A 21,559-nucleotide genomic window follows, 5' to 3' on the forward strand; every position below is an offset into this window, starting at 1 on the left:
AAAATGGCGTGAGGCACGCCGCGCTGCGACGTAAAATGAGGCAAGTGATCTCACTGCCCCACGCCGACCCCGGCACTCCCGACCTCGCCGGCCCCACGGCATACCTGCGGTGGGTGGGCAAGGGGCAGTGGCGCACCCTCGTCGTCGCGATCACGTTCGGCATCGTGTGGCTCGTCAGCCAGGCGCTCTTCCCTGCCGCGATGGGCAAGGCGATCGACGACGGCATCATCGGCGCCGACCCCGGCTCGCTGCTCCTGTGGTGCGGCGTCCTCGTCGGTCTCGTCGTCATCAGCGCGCTCTCGGGGGCCTTCCGCCACAAGTACGCCGTCGCCAACTGGCTCCAGGGCGCCTTCCGCTCCGCGCAGCTCATCGGCCACCACGCCGCCGACACGGGCGAGGCGCTGACGCGCACGGTGCCGACCGGTGACGTCGTCGCGACCGTCAGCTCCGACGCGATGCGCATCGGCGGCCTCTACGACGTCACGGCCCGCTTCGTCGGCTCGGTCGTCTCCTACGTCGTCGTCGCCCTCATCCTCCTGCGCGCGTCGACCACTCTCGGGCTCGTTGTGCTCATCGGCGTGCCGGTGCTCGTCGCCTGCCTCAGCCTCATCGTGCGCCCGCTCCAGCGGCGCCAGCTCGCGCAGCGCGAGGAGGCCGGACGCCTCATCGGGCTGGGTGCCGACACGGTCGCCGGGCTGCGCGTGCTGCGCGGCATCGGCGGCGAGCACACCTTCCTGCAGCGGTATGCCGTCCAGTCCCAGTCCGTGCGCACCGTCGGCAACCGGGTCGCCGGCTACCAGGCGGCGCTCGACGCGGCGCAGGTGCTGCTGCCCGGCATCTTCGTGCTCATCGTCGTCTGGCTCGGGGCCCGCTTCGCGATCGAGGGTGAGATCACGGCCGGCCAGCTCGTCGCGTTCTACGGCTACACGGCCTTCCTCGTCATCCCGCTGCGCACGGCGACCGAGATGGTCGACCGGGCGACGCGGGCGCACATCGGGGCGGGCAAGCTCCTGCGCATCCTGCGGGTGCGGCCCGACCAGGTCGAGTCGGCCCAGACGCGTCCCCTGCCGACGGCGCCGTCGCGCCTCGTCGAGCCGCGCAGCGGTGTGAGCATCGAGCCGGGCCGCTTCACCGTCGTCGTGTCGGCGCGCCCCGAGGACTCGGCGGCGCTCGCGGACCGGCTGGGGCGATTCGGCTCGGAGGAGGGCGGGGCCACCGAGGCTCGCCTGGGCGGCACCCGCCTCGCCGACGCGCCCCTTGCGGAGCTGCGCCGCCGGGTCGTCATCTCGGAGACCGACCCCCGCCTGTTCACCGGAAGCCTGCGCGACGAGCTCGACCCGTGGGGCGTGCACGACGACGCGACGATCCTCGCCGCGCTGTCGGTCGCGAGCGGCGACGACGTCCTCGAAGCCCTCCCCGGCGGGCTCGACAACGAGGTCGAGGAGCGCGGCCGTGCCTTCTCCGGAGGCCAGCGCCAGCGCCTCGCCCTGACCCGCGCGCTTCTCACCGACGCCGAGACGCTCGTGCTCGTCGAGCCGACGAGCGCCGTCGACGCCCACACCGAGGCCCGCATCGCCGCCCGCCTCACCGAGGCCCGAGCGGGGCGCACGACCGTCGTCATGTCGGCGAGCCCGCTCATCCTCGACCGCGCCGACGACGTCGTCTTCCTCCGCGACGGCCGGGCCGTCGCCACGGGCACCCACCAGCAGCTGATGACCGAGCATCCCGACTACCGGCGCACTGTCGTCCGAGGGGAGGAGGACTGATGACGACCACGGCGACACCAGCCACCCGCACCCTGCCCGTCGCCGACACCGCGTCGGTCCGGGCCCACACCCGCGGCCTGCTCCGCCGGCACCGGAGCAGCCTCCTGCGGGTCATCGGCCTGCACTCCGTCGCGGCCGTCGCGGCCCTCGTCGCGCCACGGGTGATCGGCCTGCTCGTCGACGAGATCAGCAACGGGCGCTCGCTCGAGGTCGTCAACACGCTCGCCCTCTGGATCGCGGGGGCGGTGGTCGTGCAGACCGTCACCACGTGGTTCGCCCGGCGGGCCTCCTTCGTCATGGGCGAGACCGTCTTCGCCGAGCTGCGCGAGGAGTTCATGGGCCGCGTCGTCGAGCTGCCGCTGTCGACGGTCGAGCGCGCCGGCACGGGTGACCTCGTCTCGCGCACGACGAACGACGTCGAGGCTCTCTCCCACGTCATCCGCTTCGGGGTGCCCTCGATCTTCGTCGGCGCCGTGACGACGGCGATCACGGTCATCGCAGCCTTCCTCACCGGCTGGCAGGTGGCACTGGCGATCGTCGTGGGCGTGCCGATCCTCGTGCTCTCGACCCGTCGTTACCTGCGCCACGCCCCCGAGGGATACCTGCGCGAGCGGGCCACGTATGCCGTTCTCAACGGCGTCGTCACCGAGTCGGCCGAGGGGGCACGCACGGTCGATGCCCTACGCCTGTCATCCCGTCGTCGACGGCGCATGGATGAGGCCCTCGGCGACTGCTACGACGCCGAGATCTACACCCTCGGCCTGCGCATGCGGTGGTTCCCGTCGGTGGAGTTCGCCTTCTTCATGCCGGTCGCCGTGACCCTGCTCTGGGGTGGCTGGCTCATCTCGCGCGACATCGCGACGATCGGCACCGTGACTGCGGTCGCGCTCTACGTGCAGCAGATGGCCGGCCCGCTCGACGAGCTCATCTCGTGGCTCGACGAGATCCAGGTCGGTGCGACCTCGCTGGCGCGCGTCATCGGCATCGCCGACGTGCCGCCGGACCGCGCCGCCACCGGGGAGGAGCCGGCCGACGACCACCTCGACGTCGACGACGTGCACTACTCCTACCGTGCGGGTCGCGACGTCCTGCGCGGCGTCTCGCTCGACCTGCGTCCGGGCGAGCGGCTCGCGATCGTCGGACCGTCCGGAGCGGGCAAGTCGACCCTCGGCCGTCTCATGGCCGGCATCGACGGCCCGCGGACGGGCCGGGTCGACGTCGGCGGGGTGCGTCTCGTCGACCTCGAGCTCACACAGCTGCGCGGCCAGGTCGCGCTCGTCACACAAGAGCACCACGTCTTCGTCGGCACCCTCGAGGACAACCTGCGCCTGGCCCGCCCGGAGGCGAGCCGCGAGCAGCTGCTCGATGCGCTCAGCGCGGTCGACGCACGCGAGTGGGCGCAGGAGCTGCCGCAAGGACTCGACACCCTCGTCGGGTCAGGTGGCGTGCGGCTGACCGAGCCGCAGGCCCAGCAGCTGGCCCTGGCCCGGCTCGTGCTCGCCGACCCGCACACCCTCGTGCTCGACGAGGCGACGTCGCTGCTCGACCCCCGGGCGGCGCGGCACCTCGAGCGGTCGCTGGCGGCCGTCGTCGAGGGCCGCACCGTCGTCGCGATCGCGCACCGGCTGATGACGGCGCACGACGCCGACCGGGTCTGCGTCGTCGAGGACGGGCTCATCAGCGAGATCGGTTCGCACGAGGAGCTGCTCGCAGCCGACGGCCCGTATGCCGCCCTCTGGCGCTCCTGGCGAGACGAGCCCCAACCCGTCCGCTGACACCCCGCCCGTCCCCTCCCCGCCGCCTCCCCCACCCCGATTCGAGGTGATCCTGTACCCCACGTGGGTGCCGGCATCACCTCGAATCGGGGGATGGTCGGAAGAGACCCCGGAGCCCGCTCGCCCTCCGGGTCGAGGTGATGCTGGGCCCCACGTGGGTGCCGGCATCACCTCGAATCGGGGGATGGTCGGAAGAGACCCGGCGCGCCCCACCCTCCCCGGGGTCGAGGTGATCCTGAACCCCATGTGGCTGACGGCATCACCTCGAATCGGGGGTTGAGTGGGAGGGGATTCGAGAGGTGGGGTCGGCTCGAACCGGGCGTGACCTCAGGGGTGGTGGCTCGTTGTCAGGGTGGCGCGGTCGTCCCAGACCCCTTGTGTTCGACCTGCGCTCGGGCGGGGCCGTCTCTGAGGGGTGACGGCCCCGCCCCCTGCAAGGTCCCGGCCTCGCCCCTGCCAGGTCTCGAGCGAGCCCCCTGACGGTCCACCGCCTGCTCGGAGGGTGCCCGCAGCATCCGCACACGTCGGAGCCAGCCGCACCTCGTATGCCGTGTGTGCCTGACCCCGAGATGTGCGGGTGGCGCTCACGACACGTTCTGGAACCCCCTCAGCCGACGGGGCGCGCTGCCTCGACCCGGACGTAGGCCTCGCCCTGCACCGGACGCCGGTCCTGCTCGCCGCGCGCCGGCCACAGCGACATCGCCCGCTCGGCCTGGGCCGTGATCGTGAGGCTCGGGTTGACCCCGAGGTTGGCCGACACCGCAGCGCCGTCGACGACGTGCAGGCCCGGGTAGCCCCAGACCCGGTGGTACGGGTCGATGACGCCCCGCTCGGGCGAGTCCGAGATGACCGCCCCGCCGAGGAAGTGGGCCGTCATCGGGATGTCGAGCACCTCACCGACCGACGACCCCGGAAAGGCCCGCTCACCCGTCGTCCGCTCGAGCCCCGCAGCGAGCTCGCGCACCGCCGCGTTGCCCTGGGGGATGTAGGTCGGGTTCGGGGCGCCGTGCCCCTGCTTCGAGGTGAGGTGCCAGCCGAGCAGGCCGCGCCGCCGCGAGACCGTGATCGAGTTGTCCGACGTCTGCATGACGAGCGCGATGACCGAGCGCTCGCTCCACCGCCGGTTCGACAGCGACCGCGCGAGCGCGACCGGGTGCCGCGCCGCCTTGCCGACGAAGCGCGCCCATCGGGGTATGCCGCCCCCACCGTCGACCTGCATCACCGCGAGGGCGCCCATGAGGTTGGACCCCTTGCCGTAGCGGACGTTCTCGACGTGCGTGGTGCCGTCGACGTGGAAGCTCGAGGTGATCGCCACGCCACGCGTGAGATCGACCTCCCGGGGCACCCGGGCGGTCATGGCCCCACCCAGTGCCTCCGAGTTCGTGCGGGTCAGCTCGCCGAGACGGTCCGAGACGCGCGGGAGCCCCTGCCCCTCGGGCTCGGCCCGCATCGCCTGGAGCAGCTGCGCCGTGCCCCACGCACCCGCCGCGACGACGACCTGGCCCGCGGTCACGGTGCGCTCGTCAGCCCGACGGCGACCCCACGCTCCGCTGCGGACGGTCGTCACGGCATACCCCTGCTCGGGCGACACCGGGTCGAGCGGACGCACGCGCGTCACGGTGCGCAACGGCTCGACGGTCACGCCGCGACGCTCGGCGAGGGCGAGGTAGTTCTTGACGAGGGTGTTCTTCGCCCCGACCCGGCAGCCGACCATGCAGTTGCCGCACTCGGTGCAGCCGGTGCGCGCGGGGCCCTCGCCGCCGAAGTAGGGGTCGGGCACGCGTCGCCCGGGCTCACCGAAGAACACCCCGACGGGCGTCTTGCGGAACGAGTCGCCGACGCCGAGCGCGGTCGCCGTGTCGCGCATCAGCTGCTCGACCGGTCCGTCGCAGGGGTTCTGCACGACCCCGAGCATCCGCTGCGCCGTCGCGTAGTGCGGCGCGAGCTCGGCCTCCCAGTCGGTGATGTGCCCCCACTGCTGGTCGCGGAAGAACGGCGCGGGTGGCACGTAGAGCGTGTTGGCGTAGTTGAGCGAGCCGCCGCCGACGCCGGCTCCCGCCAGGATGACGACGTCGGGCAGCCGGTGGATGCGCTGGACACCGAAGAGCCCGAGGCGCGGCGCCCAGAGGTAGCGGCGGATGTCCCAGCTCGTGCGGGCGAAGTCCTCGTCCTCGAAGCGGCGACCCGCCTCGAAGACGTGGACGCCGTAGCCCTTCTCGGCGAGACGGAGCGCCGCGACCGAGCCGCCGAAGCCCGAGCCGATGACGACGACGTCGTGGTCAAAGCTCATGGTCGAAGCCTACGGACGACGGACCACCTGTGGCTACCGATCGGTAATAACGGTTGGGTCAGGCCCCGAGATAGGGCGAGACCACGACCTCGACGCGCTGGAACTCCTTGACGTCGGAGTAGCCCGTCGTCGCCATCGCACGGCGCAGGGCCCCGATGATGTTCGTCGTGCCGTCGGCCTGGCGGCCCGGCCCGAAGAGGATCTCCTCGAGCGAGGCGTGCGCGCCCAGCTCGATGCGCTCGCCGCGGGGCAGCTCGGGGTGGTGGGCCTCCGGGCCCCAGTGGTAGCCGGCTCCGGGGGCGTCGCTCGCCCGGGCGAGGGCGGCCCCGAGCATCACCGCGTCAGCGCCGCACGCGACTGCCTTGACGATGTCGCCCGATGTGCCGACGCCGCCGTCGGCGATGACGTGGACGTATCGGCCGCCCGACTCGTCGAGGTAGTCGCGACGGGCCGCAGCGACATCGGCGACCGCGGAGGCCATCGGCGCGTGGATGCCGAGGGTGGTGCGCGTCGTGTGCGCCGCACCGCCGCCGAAGCCGACGAGGACACCGGCCGCGCCGGTGCGCATGAGGTGCAGGGCCGCCGTGTAGGAGGCTGCGCCGCCGACGATGACCGGCACGTCGAGTTCGTAGATGAAGCGCTTGAGGTTGAGCGGCTCGGCGCGGCCCGACACGTGCTCGGCCGAGACGGTCGTGCCCCGGATGACGAAGAGGTCGACCCCGGCGTCGACGACGGTCTTCCAGTGCTGCTGGGTGCGCTGCGGCGACAGGGCCCCGGCGACGGTGACGCCCGCCTCGCGCAGCTGGCGCAGCCGCTCGGTGATGAGCTCGGGCTTGATCGGCTCGGCGTAGATCTGCTGCATGCGCGACGTCGCGGCGCCCGGCTCGAGCGCGGCGATCTCGGCGAGCTGCGTCGCGGGGTCCTCGTAGCGAGTCCACAGGCCCTCGAGGTCGAGCACGGGCAGGACGCCGAGCTTGCCGAGCGCGATCGCGGTCTCGGGCGAGACGACCGAGTCCATCGGGGCCGCCATGACCGGGATGTCGAAGTGGTAGGCGTCGATCTGCCACGCCACCGAGACCTCCTCGGGGTCGCGGGTGCGCCGGGAGGGCACGACAGCGATGTCGTCGAAGGAGTAGGCGCGCCGTCCGCGCTTGCCTCGGCCAATCTCGATCTCGGTCACCGGGCCAGCCTATCGACCCGCCCCGACGACGACGTATGCCGTCCCGCGGGCCCAGCGGGACGGCATACGTGCTCGGGTGACTGAGGCGGCTGGCGCCGAGAGGTCAGCCGATCGAGTAGTTGGGGGCCGGGGCGATGCCCTGGATGTCGTGCGGGTGGCTCTCCTTGAGCGAGGCCGACGTGATGCGCACGAACTGGCCCTTCTCCTGGAGCTCGCCGACGGTGCGGGCGCCGACGTAGAACATCGACTGGCGCAGACCGCCGAGCATCTGGTGGGCGACCTGCGAGAGGGGGCCGCGGTAGGCGACGCGGCCCTCGATGCCCTCGGGCACGATCTTGTCGTCGGAGTCGACCTCGGCCTGGAAGTAGCGGTCCTTGGAGTAGGACTTCTTGCCCCGGGAGCTCATCGCGCCGAGCGATCCCATGCCGCGGTAGGCCTTGAACTGCTTGCCGTTGACGAAGATGAGCTCGCCCGGGCTCTCCTCGCAGCCGGCGAGCAGCGAGCCGATCATGACCGAGTCGGCGCCTGCGACGATCGCCTTGGCGATGTCGCCGGAGTACTGCAGGCCGCCGTCGGCGATGACGGGCACACCGGCCGGCTTGCAGGCCTGGGCGGCGGCGTGGACCGCGGTGATCTGCGGCGCGCCCACGCCCGTGACGATGCGCGTCGTGCAGATCGAGCCGGGGCCGACCCCGACCTTGACCGCGTCGGCGCCGGCGTCGACGAACGCCTGGGCGCCCTCGCGGGTCGCGACGTTGCCTCCGATGACCTGCACGTGCCGCGTGGCCGGGTCGCTCTTCAACCGGGCGACCATGTCGATGAGCAGTCGGACGTGGCCGTGGGCCGTGTCGGCGACGAGCACGTCGACGCCGGCTTCGATGAGGGTCGTCGCCCGTTCCCAGGCGTCGCCGAAGTAGCCGATGGCCGCACCGACCATGAGGCGGCCGTCGGCATCGTTGCTCGCGTCGGGGAACTGCTCGCCCTTGACGAAGTCCTTGACGGTGATGAGCCCGGCGAGATGGCCCTCGGAGTCGACGATGGGGAGGCGCTCGCGCTTGTGCTGGCGCAGCAGCGTGGTGGCCTCGTCACGGCTGATGCCGACCGGGCCGGTGATGAGCGGCATCGGGGTCATGACGTCGCGCACGAGGGTCGTGGCCCACTCGGCGACCGGCGTGAAGCGCAGGTCGCGGTTGGTCACCATGCCGATGAGCTTCTTGTCCTCGCCGACGACCGGCAGGCCCGAGACGCGGTACTCGCCGCAGATGGCGTCGAGCTCCTCGAGCGTGCGGTCGGGACCGATCGTGATCGGGTTGGAGATCATGCCCGTCTGGGTCCGCTTGACGAGGTCGACCTGGTAGGCCTGGTCCTGGATCGAGAGGTTGCGGTGCAGCACGCCGAGGCCACCCTGGCGGGCCATGGCGATCGCCATGCGGGCCTCGGTGACGGTGTCCATCGCGGCGGAGATGAGCGGCGCCCGCAGCGTCAGCTCACGGGTGAGGCGCGTCGAGGTGTCGATGTCGGTGGGGGCGAGGTCGCTGTAGCCCGGCAGGAGGAGCACGTCGTCGTACGTCAGCCCCATCGAGGCGAAAGCAGCGGGGACGTCAGACGATCCGAGGCTCATTGCTCGATTCTACGTGCCGGGAGCGGGGGCCCCGACCACGGTCGGCGGGCGTGGATCAGGGCTGCGAAGCGGCCGCAGTGGCCTTCGTGGCCTTCGAGTCCTTCGAGGCGGCCGGGGTTGCTGCCCGGGCAGCCGCGCCCGGAGCCGCCGGGGTGGCGGGAGCGGCAGGGGTCGACGCGGGCGTGACAGGCGCCGGGGCCTTGGGTGAGGCAGCCTCCGGTGCCGCAGCCTTCGGTGCCGCAGCCGGCCCGGATGACGCCGGCGTCTGAGGCGACGCGGCCCCCGTGGACGATGACGCCGACGATCCCGCTCCCCCGACCTTGCCGGAGGAAGCACCCTCTGCCGACTGTGCCGGCTGCCCCGCCTGAGACGCCTGAGCCGCCTGAGCCGACTGCCCTGACGTGCTCGACCGTCCCGACTGGCCCGACTGGCCCGACTGGGCGTTCGAGGCCGACGTCCCGGTGCCCGAGCTTGACCCGGACTCAGGGGCCGCGGTGCTCGTCGCCGATCGGGACGCCCTCCTGCTCGACGATCCGCCGGTGCCCGAGCCGCTGCTGCTCGAGTCGGACGTCGAGAGCGCCTGGGACGTGGGGATGTCGGACGGAGTGGCCGCGGGGGTCGGCGCGAGCGCCAGGCTCTCGGTCGGCGTGGGCGTGGGGGCCACCGGCGTCGGCTTGGGCTTGGTCTGGCCCTTGCCGACCTTGCCGTTGTTGCCCGAGACCGGCTTCTTGCCGCTGTTGGCCGTGCCGCCCCCGGAGCTGTCACCCGAGCCGTCACCAGTGCTGCCGGCCGTGGGGAGCTGCGTCGAGTCCACGTTGTTGCCGGCGCCCTGACCGTTGCCGCTGCCGTTGCCGCCGTTCGCCCCGCCGCCGCTGCCCGGCACCTGGGGGGTGCCCGTCAGCCCGTCGGCTCCCTGGCCGGAGGCCGCGCCCGCGAGCGCGCCTTCACCGGCACGGGCGACGGCCGCAGCGGGCACGAGCACGATCTGCCCGTCGGTGCGGCGCACGAGCACGAGCCCGCGGTCGGCGCCGAGCTCGGCGTTCGCGGGGATGCCGAGTCGCGAGAGCAGGGCGCTCGGTCGGTTGCTCGCGGCGTTGGCGTCCATGACCTGCTCGAGGCGGGCGCGATCGGCCGCACCGGGGACGTACTGCGGCAGGGTGACCGCTGCGGCGACCCCGGCTCCTGACGCACCGACGGCGAGGATGGCGAAGGCCGCGAAGAGGCGGCGGCTGTGGGGCCGGCGCCGGCGCACCCGTCCGCTCAGCGGCCGGTCGGCGTGCGCCGCGACAGCGCAGAGCACCGCCGCAAGCGGGTCGTCGCCGGCGGGCAGTCGGGCGGCCAGGCGGTCGAGGAAGAGGTCGTCGGCGATGAGGTCGTCGAGGGGAGTCGGGTCGCTCATGCCACACCTCCCCGGCTCGACTCGGCCATGAGGGCGCGCAGCTTGCCGAGCGCCCGGTGCTGGGCCACGCGGATCGCACCCGGCGACATACCGAGGGCTGCGGCGGTCTCGTCGGTCGAGAGACCGACGGCGACGCGGAGCGTGAGGATCTCGCGCTGCTGGGCCGGCAGCTGCTGCATGAGCGCGAGCGCGGTGGCAGCCTCGTCGCGCATCACGGCGGTCGACTCGGGGCCGGGCGACTCGTCGACCTCGTCGGGGATGTCGCAGACGGGGGCAGGGCCGCGCATCGCGGCGCGCTGCGCGTCGGCGAGCTTGCGGGCGGTGATCGTGTAGACGAAGGCCTCGAAGGGCAGGCCGCGCTCCTCGTAGGTCGGCAGGGCCGTCATCACAGCCATGCACACCTCCTGCGCGACGTCTTGGGCCGTGTCCTCGGCTCCGAAACGGCCGAGGCGGACACGCGCGTACTTCAGGGCCATGTCCCTGACGCGGGCCAGCAGCACGTCGCGCGCCTGGGTGTCGCGCGCGGCGGCAGCCGCCAGCTCACGAAGCGATGCGGGTGCGTCCACCCGTTCCATCGCCCCGAGGGCACCGGGCGTTACGCCGGCACGCGAGGTCCAAGCCAGACCCATCTGAGTTCTTCCCCCGAACTCCTCGAGCCACCGCCGATGCTCCGCATCATCGATGACGCCTGTCAAAGCGAGCCCATCGTAGAGCCTCGCCGGCACCGCACGGGGGTTTCGCTCTGCGAGACGCCCCAGTCCGAGCATGCCATCCGCATGACGAATCTTGAACAAGTCTTGAAGATTCCGGCCTTTAACCGTGATCCGGTGCCCGGTTAGCGTCGATTCGCGGCCTCACCCCAGACACGCGGTGGGCCAATGGACGACAGGCGGCACCCACACCGCCCGAAGCGAAAGTCGAGTTTGATGGCTGAGATCACCCGCCTCCCCGGACCCGTTGCCGACCTGTGGGACTGGCAGCTCGAAGGCGCCTGTCGCGGCGTCAGCCCCGAGGTCTTCTTCCACCCCGAGGGCGAGCGCGGCCCGCGCCGGCGCAACCGCGACGCGCAGGCCAAGGCGGTCTGCTCGGCCTGCCCCGTCATGGTCGAGTGCCGCTCGCACGCCCTCGAGGTGCGCGAGCCCTACGGCGTCTGGGGCGGCCTGACCGAGGCCGAGCGCGAGACGCTCTACGACGGGCCCATCCAGGCTGCCTCCTGACGCTCCTGAGGGGCGCCCAGGCGCCCTGACTCCCCCAGCTCTCGGCAGCACGGACGACGGGGTCCGCGCCGGTCGAGATGCAGCGAGGGCCGCTCCCATCGGGAGCGGCCCTCGCCGTGCTTCTCGCGGCAAGCCCTCAGTCGCTGCTCACGCAGCCGGTTGCCGTATGCCGGGTGGCCGGGTCTCAGTGACCGTGGCCGTGCCCGTGGCCACCGGCCGCGGGCTCCTCGTCCTCGGGCTTGTCGACGACGAGGGTGTCGGTCGTCAGGATCATCGAGGCGATCGACTCCGCGTTGCGCAGGGCCGAACGGGTCACCTTGACCGGGTCGATGACGCCGGCGGCCATGAGGTCGCCGTACTCGCCCGTGGCGGCGTTGAGGCCCTGGCCGAGGGGCAGCTCGGCCACCTTGGAGGTGACGACGTAGCCCTGGAGGCCGGCGTTCTCGGCGATCCAGCGCAGCGGCTCGGCAACGGCCTTGCGGACGATCGCCGCACCCGTCGCCTCGTCGCCCTCGAGGCCGAGACCGTCGATGACGACCGCGGCGTGGATGAGGGCGGTGCCGCCACCGGCGACGATGCCCTCCTCGATCGCGGCGCGGGTCGCCGAGATGGCGTCCTCGATGCGGTGCTTCTTCTCCTTGAGCTCCACCTCGGTGTGCGCGCCGACCTTGATGACGCAGACGCCGCCGGCGAGCTTGGCGAGGCGCTCCTGGAGCTTCTCGCGGTCCCAGTCGGAGTCGGTGCGCTCGATCTCGGCCTTGATCTGGTGGACGCGGCCGGAGACCTCGCCCTCCTCGCCGTTGCCGTCGATGATCGTCGTGTCGTCCTTGGTGAGCACGACGCGGCGGGCCTGGCCGAGGACGGTCAGGTCGGCCTGGTCGAGGCTGAGACCGACCTCGGGCGCGATGACCTGGCCACCGGTGAGGATGGCGATGTCCTGGAGCATGGCCTTGCGGCGGTCGCCGAAGCCGGGCGCCTTGACGGCGGCGACGTTGAACGTGCCGCGGATCTTGTTCACGACGAGCGTCGAGAGGGCCTCACCGTCGACGTCCTCGGCGATGATGAGCAGCGGCTTGCCCGACTGCACGACCTTCTCGAGGACCGGGAGCACCTCGGCGACCGAGGAGATCTTGCCCTGGTTGATGAGGATGTAGGCGTCCTCGAGGACGGTCTCCATGCGCTCGGTGTCGGTGACGAAGTAGGCCGAGAGGTAGCCCTTGTCGAACTGCATGCCCTCGGTGAACTCGAGCTCGGTGGCGGTCGTCGAGGACTCCTCGACGGTGATGACGCCGTCCTTGCCGACCTTGTCGAAGGCCTCGCCGATGAGCGTGCCGAGCGTCGGGTCCTGCGCCGAGAGGGTCGCGACGGAGGCGATCTCGTCCTTGCCCTCGAGCTCACGGGCGTTGCGCAGCAGCTCGTCGTTGACGGCCGTCACGGCCTTGTCCATGCCACGCTTGAGCGCGGCGGGAGCGGCGCCGGCGGCGACGTTGCGCAGGCCCTCCTTGACCATGGCCTGGGCGAGCACGGTCGCGGTCGTCGTACCGTCACCGGCGACGTCGTTCGTCTTGGTCGCGACCTCCTTGGCGAGCTGGGCGCCGAGGTTCTCGTAGGCGTCCTCGAGCTCGATCTCGCGGGCGATGGTCACGCCGTCGTTCGTGATCGTGGGGGCACCCCACTTCTTGTCGATGACGACGTTGCGACCCTTCGGGCCGAGCGTCACCTTGACGGCGTTGGCGAGCGCGTCGACACCGCGCTCGAGGGACTTGCGGGCGGAGTCGTCGAACTCCAGCATTTTGGCCATGGTGTTCCTTCAGGCTCGGATTGCGTTGCGGCTGAGTAGATCTGGGTGAAACGAAACGCACCCCGGGGAGACCCCGACGGGGCTCACCGGGGTGCGTTCACGGCATACAGCGGATGAGTGGTGCTCAGCCGACGATGGCGAGCACGTCACGAGCGGAGAGGATCAGGAACTCCTCGCCGCCGTACTTGACCTCGGTGCCGCCGTACTTGCTGTAGATGACCTTGTCGCCGACCTGGATGTCGAGCGGGACGCGCTCGTCGCCGTCCTCGTTCCAGCGGCCGGGACCGACGGCCAGGACCTCGCCCTCCTGGGGCTTCTCCTTGGCGGTGTCCGGGATGACGAGGCCGGACGCGGTGGTCTGCTCGGCCTCGAGGGACTTGACGACGATGCGGTCTTCGAGCGGCTTGATGGAAACCGACACGGTGGTGACCTACCCTTCGGGACTTCTCGATAAAGGACTACGAACTGTGGCTCTTCAAGGCTGGCCGCCGTCGCGGGGGTCGACCGCCCTCGGAGAGGGAGCTGGCACTTTCGGGGTGAGAGTGCCAACAGGACAGAATCTAGGCAGGCGTTAGCACTCGGTCAAGTCGAGTGCCAAAATTGGCGGGTCGCGAGCGCTCCCGAAGCACCTCCGGGGGCTGGTCGGTGCCCACCTGCGAGGATGGCGGTCATGGACGCCGCCCTCGTCGATCGCCTCTCGCGCGGTGAGGGCTGGGCGCTGCTGTCGGCGCTGCCGCCCTACGACGAGGCCACCTCGCTCTCGCTCCAGGAGAGCCTGCGCGGCGCCGGCTTCGACGCCGAGCTCGTCGCCGCGGCCCTGACCCAGTCGCGCCTGCGCGCGAGGGCCGTCGAGAAGTTCGGCGACTTCGCCGCCGGCATGCTCTTCACCCCCGACGGGCTCGAGCAGGCCACCCGGCTGCCGATCGCCGCCCGCCACGCGCAGCGGTATGCCGCCGCCGGGATCTCGCTCGTCCACGACCTCGGGTGCGGGCTGGGCTCCGACGCCATGGCGCTCAGCTCCCTCGAGATGGCGGTGCAGGCCGTCGACGCGGACCAGGCGACGGCGAAGGTCGCGGCGGTCAACCTCCGGCACTGGCCGACGGCGACCGTGACGTGCGAGCGCGCCGAGGACGTCGACCTCTCCGGCACCGGGTCTGCGCCCGTCGGTGCGTGGCTCGACCCGGCCCGGCGGGTCAGCGGCGTCGCCGACGCCCGCGGCCGCACGAAGCGGGTCTTCTCGCTCGATGCCATCTCGCCGTCGTGGGACCACGTGCAGCACGTCGCCCGCCAGGTGCCGGCCACGGGGGCCAAGCTCTCGCCCTCGATGCCCCACGGAGCGGTGCCGGCCGGCACCGAGGCGCAGTGGACTTCGTGGCACGGCGAGGTGCTCGAGTGCGCCGTCTGGTGGGGGCCGCTCGTCACCACCGTCGGCCGCACCGCGGCGGTGTGCACGGCGACGTCGACGTCGGTCGTCACCCAGGCCGACGCCTCCCCCGGGCTCGACCACCCGGGGCTCGCGTCGGTGCACGACCTCGGCGAGTGGCTCTACGAGCCCGACCGTGCCGTGATCCGGGCGGGGTTGACCGGCGCCCTCGTCGCGGCCGTCGACGGTGCCGAGCTCGCGACGGGGGTCGGCTATGTCACCGCGGCGGGCGCCCACGAGCTGCCGTGGGCGAGGCGCTACCGCATCGTCGAGGCGATGCCGCTGTCGACGAAGCGCCTAGCTCGGTGGTTGCGCGACCAGGGACATGACCGCGTCACGATCAAGAAGCGCGGCGTCACACTCGATGCCGACGTGCTGCGGCGCCAGCTCAAGATGACCGGGCGCGGCAAGGGCGGCTCGGAGGCGACCCTCGTGCTGACCCGCGTCGGAGGCGGCCAGGTCGCCCTCGTCGTCTCCCCCGGCTAGCCGGAACAAGCGGCGGCGGAGGGCGCGGGCCGGGTCGCCCGCCCGATGCGCACAGGGCGACGACTGCGCGATGGTCTGCGTCAACCGGGGGCGATCACCCCCAGTTGACGCAGACCATCTGCCCGTCGCCGGTAACCGGCGAGGCCCGACCGGTGCCCGGATGCAACCGTGGGCTGCCGTCCCGGCCTCAGGTGATGACGGAGTACTGCTCGTGCAGTGTGCTCCACGTCGCGTCCCAGTCGGGTGCCGGGGTGCCGTCGAGGTGCGCAGTAAGCGAGCGGACGTAGGTGTCCCACCCGGCGGCATACCCCGGCGCCTGCGGTGCGGTGAGGCCCTCGTGCCGGAGCACCAGGCGCGCGCCGTCACCGTCGGGACGCACCTCGACGGTGACGATGGTCGCGACCTCGCGGACCGGCCACTCCCAGACGAGCCGCGCGGGCGCCTCACACGTGACGACGCGGCATACCGGCGTGTCGGCGTCGTCGAAGTGGATCGTGAAGCTGCCGCCCGGCCGCAGGTCACCGGTCACGGGGGCGAACCAGCGGGCCAGCCGCTCGGGGTCGGTGCACGCCTGCCAGAGGTCATCGGGCGACGTCGCGTAGTGCCGCTCGAAGACCGCCGCCACGACATCGCCGTCCCGCTCGATCCGCCCCAGCACCTCGGTCAGTTCGCTCATCACCGCTCCTCCCGTCCCGCCCGCGCCCTCGTCGGCCCGTGACCCATCGAAGGTAACACTGCGGTTACGTACCCCACAAGGTACTCAAACAGAGCCTGAAGGAGGGGGTCAGAGGGCGGCGTCGGGCTGGGCGCCGACCCAGCGCACAGCTGCGGCACCGGCCGCATTCGCCGCGTCGAGCGCCGTCTGGCGGTCGGCGCCGCTCGCGAGCGCCGCCGCCAGCGCGCCGCAGAAGGCGTCACCGGCGCCGACCGTGTCTCCGAGCTCGCGCGGCGAAACCGGTATGCCGTCCACCCCGTCCGTGCCCCAGCGCGCCCCGGCCGCGCCGAAGGTGACGAGCAGCGACTCGGGCAGCAGGTCGGAGTCGGCGAGCAGGGCCATCTCGGTCTCGTTGACGACGACAGGGTCGGCGAGCGCGATGACGTCGGGCGGCATGGCGGCATACGGGGCGAGGTTGATGACGACGCGCGCACCGGCCGCACGAGCGGCACGGGCGGCCTCGGCGACCGTGGCGAGGTGCACCTCGAGCGAGCAGAGCAGCACGTCGCCGGGCCCGAGTCGGCCGGCCTGCTCGACGAGCGACCGGTCGCGCTCCCCGTTGGCGCCGGCGACGACGACGATCGAGTTCTCGCCCTCGTCGTCGACGGTGATGAGAGCGGTGCCCGTCGGAGCTGTGGGGCTGGTCGACACGGCCGAGGCGTCGATGCCGAGCGACCGGAGCCGCTCGACGTAGGCGGCACCCGCCTCGTCGGCGCCGACGCGGGAGAGCATCTGCACCTGGGCCGTCGCGGCACGCGCCGCGGCTGCGGCCTGGTTGCCGCCCTTGCCGCCGGCGAAGCGGCCGCCGGCTCGCCCGAGGACGGTCTCGCCCGGGCTCGGGTGTCGCTCGACGAGCGTCACGACGTCGACGTTGAGCGAGCCGAGCACGGCGACGCGACCCATCAGGACTCCCCCAGCCGGCCGAGGAGGGTGTCGCGCCACAGCTGCGCGTAGGCGGCGCTGTCGACCTTGAGCGCGACGTGCACGCGCAGAGGCGCCTCCCCGTGGGGGTCGTGCTTCATGTCTCCGCTCCAGTCGCGGCGGTCGACGATCGTCTGGCCGCGCGACCACGTGCCGGCCAGCTCGACGCGCAGCGGCAGCACCTCGGTCGTCATGGAGGCCCGGTCGATGACCGCGCACACGGCGCCGGCGTCACCGATGGTCGAGGCGTCGCGGTCGAAGCGCTCGTGCTGGAACTGCAGGAGCCGCCCACCGAGCTCGGCCGCCCCACGGCCACCGACCGCGACGAGCTCGGCCGCCTCCTCGCGGGTGATGACCGGCTCGTAGAAGACGTCGAGGCCATACATCGTGACCGGGATCCCGAGGTCTGCCGCGGCGTCCAGCGCGATGGCGGCGGCCTCCGGGTCGTGGAAGACGTTGAACTCCGCAGAGGCCGTCGCATTGCCGACGTCGGCCGCGCCGCCCATGAAGATGATCTCCGAGATGCCTTCTGCTGCTTCGGGATACGTGCGCAGCAGAAGCGCGATGTTGGTGAGGGGCGCAAGAGGGACGAGCGTGACCGCACGGCCCTCGGTAGCGGCCTCACGGCATACGTCACGGAGCAGCTCGACCGCATGCCGCGGGTCGGGTCGCTTCTCGGCAGCCGGCCAGCCCAGGTCGCCCATGCCGTCGTCGCCGTGCACGTGGCGCGCGTCGACGGGGTGCTCGAGGAGCGGGCGAGCGGCACCTCGCGCGACCGGCACATCGGTGCGGCCGGCGGCCTGGAGCGCGACGAGGGTGTTGCGCACGACGTCGTCGACGGGGGCGTTGCCGCCCACGCACGACACCGCGCGCAGGTCGAGGTCGGGATGCAGCGCCGCGAGCAGGAGCGCGCACGCGTCGTCGACGCCGGTGTCGACATCGAGCACGATCGGGATCGGGCGGGCGGTGTGGGCGGTGGGCGCGGAGCTCGTCACCTCGGCAAACTACCCTTCCGCGCCGACGGAGCCGCCCGCGGCGTGTCCGTGGCGTGCACGGACGCGGGTTAGGGTCGAGCGATGCCCAGCCGTATGCCGTCCCGAGCCGTCCTGCCCGTGGCCCTCCTCCTCACGTCGCTCGTTGCGGCGTGCTCGACGGGCAGCACGACCGAGGGACGCGCGAGCGGCTCACCCTCGGCCACCACGACCTCGGCCACCGTGACGACCTCGACCGCCGCGCCCTCGAGCGCCGGAACGACGACAGCCACCACGGCGACCCCCAGCGCGACGACGACACCGCCGGTCACCCCGTCGTCGTGCGCCGCTCGCATCGTGGAGGGTCTCGACCCCGCCGAGCAGGCGGGGCAGCTGCTCATGGTCGGGCTCGACGACGGAGCGTCGCGCACGAGCCTCGACCGTCTCGTCGCGCGCCGGCACCTCGGTGGCGTCATCCTCCTCGGCGGCTGGGCCGAGGGCACGGCCGGCGTGCGAGCCACGACCCGTCACCTCGAAGGACTTGCCTCACCCAAGGCCACCTCCGGGCTCGGCCTCATGATCGCAGCCGACCAGGAGGGCGGGGCTGTCCAGCAGCTCAAGGGCGCCGGCTTCAGCACCATCCCCTCTGCCCGGGTGCAGGGCCGGGGCAGCGCCTCCGACCTCGAGGCCGACGCCACGCGCTGGGGCCGCCAACTCGCGACGGCCGGCATCAACGTCAACCTCGCCCCCGTCGCCGACACCGTGCCCGCGTCGCTGGGCACGGCGAACGGGCCGATCGGCAGGTACGGACGCCAGTTCTCGAGCGATCCCGAGCGCGTCGCCACGATGGTGCCCGCCTTCATCGCCGGTATGCGGGCCGGCGGGGTCGCGACGACGGTCAAGCACTTCCCCGGCATCGGGCGCATCGTCGGCAACACCGACGTGACGGCTCGCGGCATCACCGACTCCCGCACCACCGCTGACGACCCCTACCTCGCCCCCTTCGCGGCCGGCATCAAGGCCCGGGTCGACCTCGTCATGGTCGGGTCGGCGATCTACAGCAAGCTCGAACCCGGCACCAACGCCGCCTTCTCGAAGGCGATCGTCACCGACCTGCTCCGCGGCCGCCTCGGCTACCCGGGCGTCATCATCACCGACGACGTCGGCGCCGCCAAGGCCGTCGCGGCGATCCCCGTCGGCGCACGCGCGACCCGCTTCATCGAGGCCGGGGGCGACATCGTCCTCAGCGCGCCCCCGTCGACGATCCCGACGATGCACGACGCCATCACCTCCAGGATGGCGGCGAACCCCGCCTTCGCCGCCAAGGTCAAGGCCGCCGCCACTCGCGTCGTCGACCTCAAGCTCCGCATGAAGCTCGCCACCTGCCCCTGACGAGGGCCCCGCGGCCCGACCCACCAGCCCAGTCGAGTGCCCACTTCCGGACACCAGCCGAGGCCGACGGACCGCCACGACCTGTCGCCGCAGCTCGCGACCACGCTCACCGCGCGCCCGCAGTGAGATTCGTGGCGGTCCCTGTGTCCGACCACGGCGGGACTCACCGTCGAAAACTGGGCACTCGACCCGTGGAGCACGCCGGTGCACGCTCTGAGGTGGGCGACGGGTGGTCGGGAGCGGCATCGGCGGCGCCCACGGCATACGGCAGCAAGCGCGGACGGGGACGGGGCGCCGACGCTCCACGCCGCGAGCGACGACCCGTCGCCCGCCGCCCGGTCCATCGCGAGCGCCACCGAGCGCCCGGCCAGACGGACCGCTCAGGCCTGGACGAGCGTGACCGGCATCGACGAGTCCGTCGGCAGCCCGAGGTCGCTCGGCTCGCGCCCCTTCGCAACCATTTGCGCGCCGAGCGCCGCCACCATGGCCCCGTTGTCGGTGCACAGCCCCGGGCGCGGCACGCGCAGCGTCACGCCGGCCTTGTCACACCGCTCCTCCGCGAGCGCACGCAGTCGTGAGTTCGCCGCCACGCCGCCGCCGATGAGCAGGTGGTCGACCTCGTGCTCCTTGCAGGCGAGCAGAGCCTTGCGGGTCAGCACGTCGACGACCGCCTCCTGGAACGACGCGGCGACGTCGGCGACCGGCACGCTCTCGCCGGCGCGGTGCCTGGTCTCGACCCAGCGCGCGACCGCGGTCTTGAGCCCGGAGAACGAGAAGTCGAAGCGGTGCCGCTCGAGGTCGCGCCCCGTCGTCAGCCCGCGAGGGAAGTCGATGGCGATCCGATTCCCTTCTCGCGCAGCGCGATCGATGTGCGGACCGCCGGGGAACGGCAGGCCGAGCACCCGCGCGACCTTGTCGAAGGCCTCGCCGGCCGCGTCGTCCATCGTCGCGCCGAGCGAGCGGACGTCGTTGGTGATGTCGGGCACGAGGAGGAGCGACGAGTGCCCGCCCGACACGAGCATGGCCATCGTCGGCTCGGGCAACGGGCCGTGCTCGACGATGTCGACGGCGACGTGCGAGGCAAGGTGGTTGACGCCGTAGATCGGCTTGTCGAGCGCCACGGCGAGCGCCTTCGCGGACGCAACCCCGACGAGCAGGGCGCCCGCGAGACCCGGCCCCGACGTCACCGCGATGGCGTCGAGGTCGCGCAGTGCGACGCCGGCCTCGCGACACGCCCGCTCGATCGTCGGCACCATCGCCTCGAGGTGGGCGCGGCTCGCGACCTCCGGCACGACTCCGCCGAAGCGGGCGTGCTCCTCGACGCTGCTCGCGACGGTGTCGACGAGGAGAGTCTCGCCGCGCACGATCCCGACGCCCGTCTCGTCGCACGACGTCTCGATGCCGAGCACGAGCGGCTCGTCACTCATCGCTCTCCCTCCGTCAGCAGCCGGCGCATGACGAGCGCGTCGACGTCGCCGGGTTGGTAGTAGCGGCGGCGCACCGAGATGACCTCGAAGCCGCCCCGCTCATAGAGGTTTCGCGCCGCGTCGTTGTCGGCCCGCACCTCGAGGATCAGCGCCTCGCACCCTCGGAAGGCGGCCCGGTGCACGAGGTCGTCGAGCAGCAACCGCCCGATTCCCTTGCGCTGCTGGGTCGGTGCAGTCGCCACGGTCATGACGTCGGCCACGTCACCGGAGACGTCGAGGCCGGCATACCCCACCACGTCGCCGTCGGCGACGGCCACGACGTAGTCGCGGCGCGGACGTCCGGCGAGCTCGGCCCACCATGTCTGCTCCGACCACGCGTCGTCGGCGAAGAGCTCGCGCTCCATCGCGGCGAGGGTCGCGAGGTCGGTCCACTCGAGCTCGCGCAGCGTCACGTCACTCACCCCAGCGTCGACTTCGTGCTGGGTGGCGCGGGCGCCGCGTCGGGCCGGCGCAGATAGAGCGGCTCGAGCCCGTCGAAGCCGTGGCCGGGTTCCACCTGCTGCCGTATGCCGTCCGGCGCAGCTGGTGCCAGAGCGAGCCGGCGCGCGGCGAGGTCCGCAAGCGCTCCCCCGCTGACGTCGACGGGTTCGACCGCGAGGGGCAGGCTGTCGGCGTAGAGCAGGGCTCCGCGGCCCGCCGCGGGCAGCCCTCGGACGTCGGGCTCGAGGTCGGCCGCACGCGAGACGAGCGGCCCGGCCATGCGCGTGGCGGCGGAGTCGTCGAGGACGTAGGTGGCGGCATACACCTCTTTGCGGCGGGCATCGGTCGCGACGAGGAGGTCACCGCGACGCCCACGAAGCCAGGCCTCGTGCGCCAGGGCGTCGAGGCTCGTGAGGCCGCGCACCGGCAGTCCCAGCGCGAAGGCGAAGGTGCGGCCGGTGACGATGCCGACGCGCAGGCCGGTGAAGGGGCCCGGCCCGATGCCGACGACGACGTCGGTGACGTCGGTGGGCGCGGCGCCTGCCTGGGCCAGCGCGGCACGGACGCCCGGCGCCAGGTGCTCCGCGTGGGCCCGGGCGTCGAGGGTCGTCACCTCGGCGACGACCGAGGACCCGTCGTGCAGGGCCGTGGTGATCGCCGTCGTCGAGGTGTCGATCGCGAGCAGGAGCACGTCG

Annotated in this window: 18 protein-coding genes; 5 read left to right on the forward strand and 13 right to left on the reverse strand. The window is 72.5% G+C overall.

The genetic code is table 11. The annotated features are described in order from the left end of the window. Positions 1–35: 35 nt before the first annotated feature. Positions 36–1,766, forward strand: coding sequence for an ABC transporter ATP-binding protein (locus FHX52_RS10255; RefSeq protein ID WP_246069793.1), 1,731 nt, complete (start codon positions 36–38; stop codon positions 1,764–1,766). After that, positions 1,766–3,541: an ABC transporter ATP-binding protein gene (locus FHX52_RS10260; protein ID WP_141821788.1), complete on the forward strand. Its 1,776-nt coding sequence runs from the start codon at positions 1,766–1,768 to the stop codon at positions 3,539–3,541. Before FHX52_RS10255 ends, FHX52_RS10260 begins: the two co-directional genes overlap by 1 nt. A 607-nt stretch (positions 3,542–4,148) precedes the next feature. On the opposite strand, the gene FHX52_RS10265 is transcribed toward FHX52_RS10260, so the two are convergent. The 5 genes from FHX52_RS10265 to FHX52_RS10290 form a co-directional block, all read right to left on the reverse strand. Continuing rightward, a complete protein-coding gene (locus FHX52_RS10265) occupies positions 4,149–5,831 on the reverse strand; it encodes a GMC oxidoreductase (protein WP_141821789.1) in 1,683 nt (560 codons plus the stop codon). A 58-nt stretch (positions 5,832–5,889) separates the two neighbouring features. Continuing rightward, on the reverse strand, positions 5,890–7,011 hold the full coding sequence (locus tag FHX52_RS10270; RefSeq protein WP_141821790.1) for a GuaB3 family IMP dehydrogenase-related protein: 1,122 nt from the start codon (positions 7,009–7,011) through the stop codon (positions 5,890–5,892). Positions 7,012–7,114: 103 nt separating this feature from the next. Continuing rightward, positions 7,115–8,632 (reverse strand): IMP dehydrogenase, encoded by a 1,518-nt coding sequence (gene guaB, locus FHX52_RS10275; RefSeq protein WP_141821791.1) that lies wholly within the window; start codon positions 8,630–8,632, stop codon positions 7,115–7,117. Between the two features lie 55 nt (positions 8,633–8,687). Continuing rightward, entirely contained in the window at positions 8,688–10,031 is a 1,344-nt protein-coding gene (locus FHX52_RS23840) for a hypothetical protein (RefSeq protein ID WP_185747181.1), read from the reverse strand. After that, on the reverse strand, positions 10,028–10,606 hold the full coding sequence (locus tag FHX52_RS10290; RefSeq protein ID WP_141821794.1) for a sigma-70 family RNA polymerase sigma factor: 579 nt from the start codon (positions 10,604–10,606) through the stop codon (positions 10,028–10,030). The genes FHX52_RS23840 and FHX52_RS10290 overlap by 4 nt, the downstream gene beginning before the upstream one ends. Positions 10,607–10,957: 351 nt before the next feature. On the opposite strand from FHX52_RS10290, the gene FHX52_RS10295 reads away from it, so the two are divergent. After that, complete coding sequence (locus FHX52_RS10295; RefSeq protein ID WP_141821795.1) at positions 10,958–11,248, forward strand: WhiB family transcriptional regulator; 291 nt, start codon at positions 10,958–10,960, stop codon at positions 11,246–11,248. A gap of 184 nt (positions 11,249–11,432) precedes the next feature. On the opposite strand, the gene groL is transcribed toward FHX52_RS10295, so the two are convergent. Both groL and groES read right to left on the reverse strand, forming a co-directional pair. After that, on the reverse strand, positions 11,433–13,049 hold the full coding sequence (gene groL / locus FHX52_RS10300; RefSeq protein ID WP_141821796.1) for a chaperonin GroEL: 1,617 nt from the start codon (positions 13,047–13,049) through the stop codon (positions 11,433–11,435). Between the two features lie 124 nt (positions 13,050–13,173). After that, positions 13,174–13,470: a co-chaperone GroES gene (groES, locus tag FHX52_RS10305; RefSeq protein WP_141821797.1), complete on the reverse strand. Its 297-nt coding sequence runs from the start codon at positions 13,468–13,470 to the stop codon at positions 13,174–13,176. Positions 13,471–13,719: 249 nt separating this feature from the next. Between groES and FHX52_RS10310 the strand changes: the two genes are divergently transcribed. Further along, the gene (locus FHX52_RS10310; RefSeq protein ID WP_141821798.1) at positions 13,720–14,958 is read left to right on the forward strand and encodes a THUMP-like domain-containing protein; all 1,239 of its coding nucleotides are present in this window, start codon (positions 13,720–13,722) and stop codon (positions 14,956–14,958) included. A 187-nt stretch (positions 14,959–15,145) separates the two neighbouring features. Here the strand turns inward: FHX52_RS10310 and FHX52_RS10315 are convergent, their stop codons facing one another. The 3 genes from FHX52_RS10315 to FHX52_RS10325 form a co-directional block, all read right to left on the reverse strand. Beyond that, positions 15,146–15,634 (reverse strand): SRPBCC family protein, encoded by a 489-nt coding sequence (locus tag FHX52_RS10315; protein ID WP_141821799.1) that lies wholly within the window; start codon positions 15,632–15,634, stop codon positions 15,146–15,148. A gap of 108 nt (positions 15,635–15,742) precedes the next feature. Then, positions 15,743–16,576, reverse strand: a complete 834-nt coding sequence (locus FHX52_RS10320) for a PfkB family carbohydrate kinase (RefSeq protein ID WP_141821800.1) — start codon at positions 16,574–16,576, stop codon at positions 15,743–15,745. Beyond that, a complete protein-coding gene (locus tag FHX52_RS10325) occupies positions 16,576–17,589 on the reverse strand; it encodes a nucleoside hydrolase (RefSeq protein WP_246069795.1) in 1,014 nt (337 codons plus the stop codon). Before FHX52_RS10325 ends, FHX52_RS10320 begins: the two co-directional genes overlap by 1 nt. An 81-nt stretch (positions 17,590–17,670) precedes the next feature. Between FHX52_RS10325 and FHX52_RS10330 the strand changes: the two genes are divergently transcribed. Further along, on the forward strand, positions 17,671–18,957 hold the full coding sequence (locus FHX52_RS10330; RefSeq protein WP_141821801.1) for a glycoside hydrolase family 3 N-terminal domain-containing protein: 1,287 nt from the start codon (positions 17,671–17,673) through the stop codon (positions 18,955–18,957). Between the two features lie 380 nt (positions 18,958–19,337). Here the strand turns inward: FHX52_RS10330 and tsaD are convergent, their stop codons facing one another. From tsaD to tsaB, 3 genes are read right to left on the reverse strand one after another with little or no spacing between them, the layout of a single operon-like run. Next, positions 19,338–20,384, reverse strand: a complete 1,047-nt coding sequence (gene tsaD / locus FHX52_RS10335; RefSeq protein ID WP_141821802.1) for a tRNA (adenosine(37)-N6)-threonylcarbamoyltransferase complex transferase subunit TsaD — start codon at positions 20,382–20,384, stop codon at positions 19,338–19,340. After that, a complete protein-coding gene (gene rimI / locus FHX52_RS10340; RefSeq protein WP_342777923.1) occupies positions 20,381–20,836 on the reverse strand; it encodes a ribosomal protein S18-alanine N-acetyltransferase in 456 nt (151 codons plus the stop codon). Before rimI ends, tsaD begins: the two co-directional genes overlap by 4 nt. Positions 20,837–20,841: 5 nt before the next feature. After that, on the reverse strand, positions 20,842–21,555 hold the full coding sequence (gene tsaB / locus FHX52_RS10345; RefSeq protein ID WP_141821804.1) for a tRNA (adenosine(37)-N6)-threonylcarbamoyltransferase complex dimerization subunit type 1 TsaB: 714 nt from the start codon (positions 21,553–21,555) through the stop codon (positions 20,842–20,844). Positions 21,556–21,559 lie beyond the last annotated feature (4 nt).

The organism is Humibacillus xanthopallidus (assembly GCF_006717145.1).
Lineage (GTDB): Bacteria > Actinomycetota > Actinomycetes > Actinomycetales > Dermatophilaceae > Humibacillus > Humibacillus xanthopallidus.